The 4,745-nt window shown below is 73.6% G+C and carries 6 protein-coding genes; 4 read left to right on the top strand and 2 right to left on the bottom strand.

All coding sequences use genetic code 11. The features are described 5' to 3' along the window. Positions 1-74: 74 nt before the first annotated feature. On the bottom strand, positions 75-1,061 hold the full coding sequence (locus ABWK99_RS13755) for a helix-turn-helix transcriptional regulator (protein WP_372595268.1): 987 nt from the start codon (positions 1,059-1,061) through the stop codon (positions 75-77). Between the two features lie 112 nt (positions 1,062-1,173). Between ABWK99_RS13755 and ABWK99_RS13750 the strand changes: the two genes are divergently transcribed. Both ABWK99_RS13750 and ABWK99_RS13745 read left to right on the top strand, forming a co-directional pair. Further along, positions 1,174-1,599 (top strand): VOC family protein, encoded by a 426-nt coding sequence (locus ABWK99_RS13750; protein WP_372595267.1) that lies wholly within the window; start codon positions 1,174-1,176, stop codon positions 1,597-1,599. Between the two features lie 186 nt (positions 1,600-1,785). Continuing rightward, complete coding sequence (locus ABWK99_RS13745) at positions 1,786-2,358, top strand: YdeI family protein (protein WP_372595266.1); 573 nt, start codon at positions 1,786-1,788, stop codon at positions 2,356-2,358. Between the two features lie 87 nt (positions 2,359-2,445). On the opposite strand, the gene ABWK99_RS13740 is transcribed toward ABWK99_RS13745, so the two are convergent. Continuing rightward, the gene (locus ABWK99_RS13740) at positions 2,446-3,408 is read right to left on the bottom strand and encodes an SDR family NAD(P)-dependent oxidoreductase (protein ID WP_372595265.1); all 963 of its coding nucleotides are present in this window, start codon (positions 3,406-3,408) and stop codon (positions 2,446-2,448) included. An 87-nt stretch (positions 3,409-3,495) separates the two neighbouring features. Between ABWK99_RS13740 and ABWK99_RS13735 the strand changes: the two genes are divergently transcribed. Both ABWK99_RS13735 and ABWK99_RS13730 read left to right on the top strand, forming a co-directional pair. Beyond that, positions 3,496-4,167 (top strand): TetR/AcrR family transcriptional regulator, encoded by a 672-nt coding sequence (locus ABWK99_RS13735; protein ID WP_372595264.1) that lies wholly within the window; start codon positions 3,496-3,498, stop codon positions 4,165-4,167. 66 nt (positions 4,168-4,233) lie between these two features. Then, positions 4,234-4,662 carry a DUF1232 domain-containing protein gene (locus ABWK99_RS13730; protein WP_372595263.1) on the top strand — a complete coding sequence of 143 codons (429 nt, stop codon included), beginning with the start codon at positions 4,234-4,236 and terminating at the stop codon, positions 4,660-4,662. Positions 4,663-4,745 lie beyond the last annotated feature (83 nt).

The raw sequence follows: 4,745 nt of genomic DNA, 5'->3' as shown, positions 1-4,745 counted from the left end.
GGCGCTCGCGGGTGGGATCCGCGCGGCCCGGATCCGCGCGGCGGCCGCGCGGCCGGATCGGTGGCCGGTCGGCTCTACGCGGTGAGGCCAGGTGCGCCGGCGCTGCCTCCCGCGTGCGCGTACCGCTCGGCGAGGGTGGCGAAAGCGGCGGCGAGCTCTGGCGGTGAGACCTCGTCGATCGCGGCGTCGAACCGGCCGATCGCCGCGGCCAGAGCGGGCCAGGACCAGGATCCCGCGTGGAGCCGGCTGCGGCGCTCGTCGACCTGCTCGACGAGCCCGTCGCCGACGAAGGGTGCGACCTCGTGCGCGGGCAGGTCGAGGGTCACCCGACCGTGGCACGGCCAGGCGTTCTCCGCCTGCGAGCCCTTGAAGCGCGCGGCCACCCAGGCCGCGACGTCGCCACCGGGGATCTCGCGCGGCGCGAATCGCGGTCCGGTCGGCGTGCGGGGCCGGATGCGGTCGACGCGGTAGGTGCGCCACTCGTGGAGGTCCAGGTCCCAGGCGACGAGGTACCAGCGCGCGGACGAGGTCACCACGTGATGCGGCTCGACGCGCCGCGGCCCGGTCCCGGGCCCGCTGCCGTAGTCGAAGCGCAAGGTCTCGCGATCGCGAGCGGCGGCGCCGAGCAGGAGCAGCACCTCGGGGTCGACGGGCGGGGTGCGACCGACTCCCGTCGAGGCGAGGGCTGTCACCTGCACGGCGTCGACACGGCGCCGCAGGCGCGCCGGCATCACCTGGCGCACCGTCGTGAGGGCTCGGGCGGCTGCCTCGCTGACGCCGACCCCGCTCGCGGTCGCTGCCTGGAGCGCGACGGCGAGTGCCACCGCCTGCTCGTCGTCGAAGAGCATCGGCGGGAGCTCGGAGCCGGCGTCCAGGCGGTACCCGCCGTCGGGCCCACGCGTAGCGCTGATCCGGTACCCCATCTCGCGCAGGCGGTCGACGTCGCGGCGCACGGTGCGCGGGGTGATCTCCAGACGGTCGGCGAGCACCTGCCCGGGCCAGTCGCGGCGGGCCTGGAGCAGGGAGAGCAGGCGGAGCAGCCGCTCGGTGGGGGTGCTCATGGCGACCAACCTACGGTGTATTCAGGACCGGAATTGACCTGTATCCCGTGAAGTGTTGCCTTCGTGCCCCGGACCACCCGGCGGCGGCATCGTCCGATCGAGGAGAGCACCCATGTCCGTGACCGTCACGCCCCACCTGAACTTCCGCGGCCAGGCCCGCGCTGCCCTGGAGCACTACCGATCGGTCTTCGGTGGCGAGCTCGCCGTCGTGACCTACGCCGACGCCCACCAGGTGACGGCGGCGGACGAGGCCGACCAGGTCATGTGGGGGCAGGTCGCCTCCGAGACCGGCTTCCGAGTGATGGCCTACGACGTCCCGTCGCACACCGCCTGGGAGGCAGGCGTCATCCCCGTGTTCGTCTCGGTGCGCGGCACCGACGCCGCTGAGCTCACCGGGTACTGGGAGGCGCTCGCGGACAGCGGCACCGTCCTCACGCCGCTGGCGCCGTCGGCATGGGCACCCCTGTACGGGATGCTCACCGACCGGTTCGGGGTGACCTGGGTGCTCGACATCGCCGTGGCGTGGGACGGGGCCTGAGCCAGGGGAGCGGGGCGGGTGTCACATCGTGTGGTCCGGCACGTCGAGCATCCTCGCCGTCATCAGGGGTGAGAGCACGACACCCCACACGAGCACGCGCACCGAGGCGTTCATCCGCCCGAGGAGGGCCGGCGGGCACAGCCGCTGCCGGGGCGGGGAGTCGGTGGCTGATGGCAGGCTGGCGCCATGGACGAGCAGCCGATGGTGGTCGCCGATGTGGCGGCCTGGCGGGACTGGCTGGACGCCAACGAGGACTCCTCGGACGGCGTCTGGCTCGTCCTGGCCAAGAAGGGCACGCAGGAGCCGACCTCGCTCAGCTATGCCGAGGCCCTCGACGAGGCCCTGTGCAGCGGGTGGATCGACGGGCAGAAGCGCAGCCGTGACGCGGCGACGTTCCTCCAGCGGTTCACCCCGCGGCGGCGGCGGTCCCTGTGGTCGCAGCGGAACGTCGAGCATGTTGCCCGCCTGATCGCCGAGGGCAGGATGCGGCCGCGCGGGCACGGCGAGATCGAGCGCGCGCAGCAGGACGGCCGCTGGGAGCGGGCGTACGCGGGATCGGCGTCGGCGCAGGTGCCGGCCGACCTGATGGCCGCGCTGGAGGCGGCGCCGACGGCGAGGGCTGCGTTCGAGGCAATGACGAGACAGGACCGGTTCTCGGTGCTCCACCCGCTGATGACCGCCCCGAATCCCGAGACGCGCGCGAGACGTCTGGCGAGGATCGTCGAGAAGCTCGACGACGGAGCCGGCCGGCCGGGGTGAGCGGGAGGCGCGCGGCCGGCCGGGGCAAGCGGGAGGCGCGCGGCCGGACGGGGTGAGCGGGGCGGCCGGGGTGAGCGGGGCGGCCGGTCAGGCGCGCGGGGCGCCCGCGTGCGCTGCGCGTTCGGTGGCGTTCCACAGCGCTGCCCGGCTCGCGGCGGTGCCGCCGGTGGTCCCGTCGATGCGGTGCAGGGCCCCGGTCATCTTCTTGGGCTTCGAGGCGAAGAACTGGCCGTTCGCCTCCTGGCCGAAGTCGACGGCCTGCAGGTAGCGGCTCGCGCCGTCGGCCACGGTGTGGGACATCCCGGGGACGAGCTTCATCAGCGGGAACATGACGTGGCGCATCAGCGGCGGGAGCGTCGTGGCGGCATTGGTGTCAGGGGTGTTCCCGGGGGAGACGGCGACGACAGTCGTCCCTGCGGGGAGCCTCGTGGCGAGCTCGGCCGCCCACCAGGTGACGAACATCTTGGCCGAGGCGTACTGGTTGTTCGGCTGGTAGCGCACCGGCCCGCTCACGCGCATGACGGCCTCGACCGCGAGCTCCAGGTCGCCGTCGAACTCGCGGCGCGCGAGCGAGTCGAGGTCGACAGGGGTGAACATCGGGGTGTCGCCGCGCGCGGCCTCGGAACCGGCGATGACGATCCGGGCGTTCTCGGCGAGCAGGCCCGCCTCGAGCAGGAGCGTGGTGAGCAGGTGGTGCCCCACGAGCGGTGCCGCCATCGACTCGATGCCGTCGGTAGTGCGTCGGATCTCCGCGTGCGGCGTGACGCCGGCGTTGAGCACCAGCACGTCGATCGGCGAGGCCGCGGCGACGAGCTGCGCCGCCGCGACTCGCACGGAGGCGAGGTCGTCCAGGTCGAGGGCCAGCGGCTGGACGACGTCGTCGCCGACCTGGGCGCGCAGGGTCGCTGCCGTCGACCCGGCCTTCGCCGGAGTGCGCGCGGTGACGATGACACGGCTGTAGCCCGCGCGGGCGAACTGGGCTGCGGCCTCCATCCCGATGCCGGAGCTCGTTCCGGTGATCAGGGCGGTGCGGCGCGTGTGCGCGGTCATCTGGGTCCTCGGGTCCGAATTAGATACTGCGCGGTACCATATGTCAGCGGCGGGGCTGCCGCAAGGAGCCTCCGGTGAGGACGGCGGGTGAGGACGGTGGGTGCGCGCATGGCGACGGGCGGCGGACGTGGCGAGGGTGGTGACGAGCAGGCCGCGGTGATGCGCGCGCCGAGCGGTCGCCCGCGCCAGTTCGACGAGGAGCAGGTCCTCGACCAGCTCGTCGCGTTGTTCTGGCGGAAGGGCGTCAGCCAGACCTCCATGGCGGACCTCGTGGCCGCCACCGGGGTCCACAAGCCGAGCCTCTACCGGACCTTCGGCTCCAAGGACGAGCTCGTCGTCCTCGTGCTGCGTCGGTACCTCGCCGAGCGTCGCGCCCTGCTCGGCGGGATCGTCGATCGTGCGCGGGGCGGGGTCCAGGGCGTGCACGACTTCCTCGACCACTTCGAGTCGGAGGTCGTGGACGACTCGGCGCGCGACGGGTGCCTCATGCTCGTCGCCTCCTCGGAGTTCAACGGGACCCTTCCCGGCTGGGAGGGGTTCGCCGCCGAGTACGGTGACCTGTTCCGCGAGCTGCTGCGTCCGCTGATCGCCCGCGTGGGCGGGCGGGCTGCTGTCGAGCCGGCTGTCGTCGACCAGCGCACCGAGGTGCTCGTGATGGCGATCTTCGGGATCCAGACAGCGGTCCGCGCGGGCGCGGACGCGGCGACGAGCCACGCGTCCTTCGCCGCTCTGCACGCGATGGTGGACACCTGGGTCTAGGCCGGCGGTCCGGTGTGCCGGCACGGTCCGTCCTCGTCGGAGGTCGGTAGCCTGACCCTTCGACTCATGACGAGGAACGGGGCAGCGGTGCCGGACTGGGCGTGGTCGCTGCTCGGGGTGCTGGGCGGGCTCCTCGTGCTGTGGGCGGGGCTCCTCGGCGTGCTGTGGGCCGGCCGGCCCGACGAGCTCAGGCTCCGCGAGCTGATGCGGCTGCTGCCCGACGTCGTGCGACTGCTCAGCAGGCTCGCGGCCGACAGCTCCCTTCCGCGGGGAGTGCGGCTGCGGCTGTGGCTCCTGCTCGGGTACCTCGCCTCGCCCGTCGACCTGGTGCCGGACGTCGTCCCGGTGATCGGGTACGCCGATGACGCGGTCGTCGTGGCGCTGGTGCTCCGCTCGGTGGTGCGCCGGGCAGGCGGCGATGCCGTCGACCGGCACTGGCCGGGGACACCGGAAGGGCTGGCAGCGCTGCGGCGGGCTGCGCGGCTGCCGGACTGAGGGTGGCAGGGTGAGCGGTGGGCAGGCTGAGCGTGTGGGGTGAGCGGGGGCGCGGTGAGCGGCGGGCATGCTGAGCGTGTGGC

This window comes from Actinotalea sp. (assembly GCF_041597215.1).
In the GTDB taxonomy this organism is placed as follows: Bacteria; Actinomycetota; Actinomycetes; order Actinomycetales; family Cellulomonadaceae; genus Actinotalea.
The sequence above is the reverse complement of the archived record's forward strand: the minus strand, read 5'-3'. Positions and strand labels throughout refer to the sequence as shown.

What these genes read in the sequence shown, in the direction of transcription:
- ABWK99_RS13755 (WP_372595268.1), bottom strand. Translation starts at nt 1,061, where the DNA reads ATGAGCACCCCCACCGAGCGGCTGCTCCGCCTGCTCTCCCTGCTCCAG.
- ABWK99_RS13750 (WP_372595267.1), top strand. Translation starts at nt 1,174, where the DNA reads ATGTCCGTGACCGTCACGCCCCACCTGAACTTCCGCGGCCAGGCCCGC.
- ABWK99_RS13745 (WP_372595266.1), top strand. Translation starts at nt 1,786, where the DNA reads ATGGACGAGCAGCCGATGGTGGTCGCCGATGTGGCGGCCTGGCGGGAC.
- ABWK99_RS13740 (WP_372595265.1), bottom strand. Translation starts at nt 3,408, where the DNA reads ATGACCGCGCACACGCGCCGCACCGCCCTGATCACCGGAACGAGCTCC.
- ABWK99_RS13730 (WP_372595263.1), top strand. Translation starts at nt 4,234, where the DNA reads ATGACGAGGAACGGGGCAGCGGTGCCGGACTGGGCGTGGTCGCTGCTC.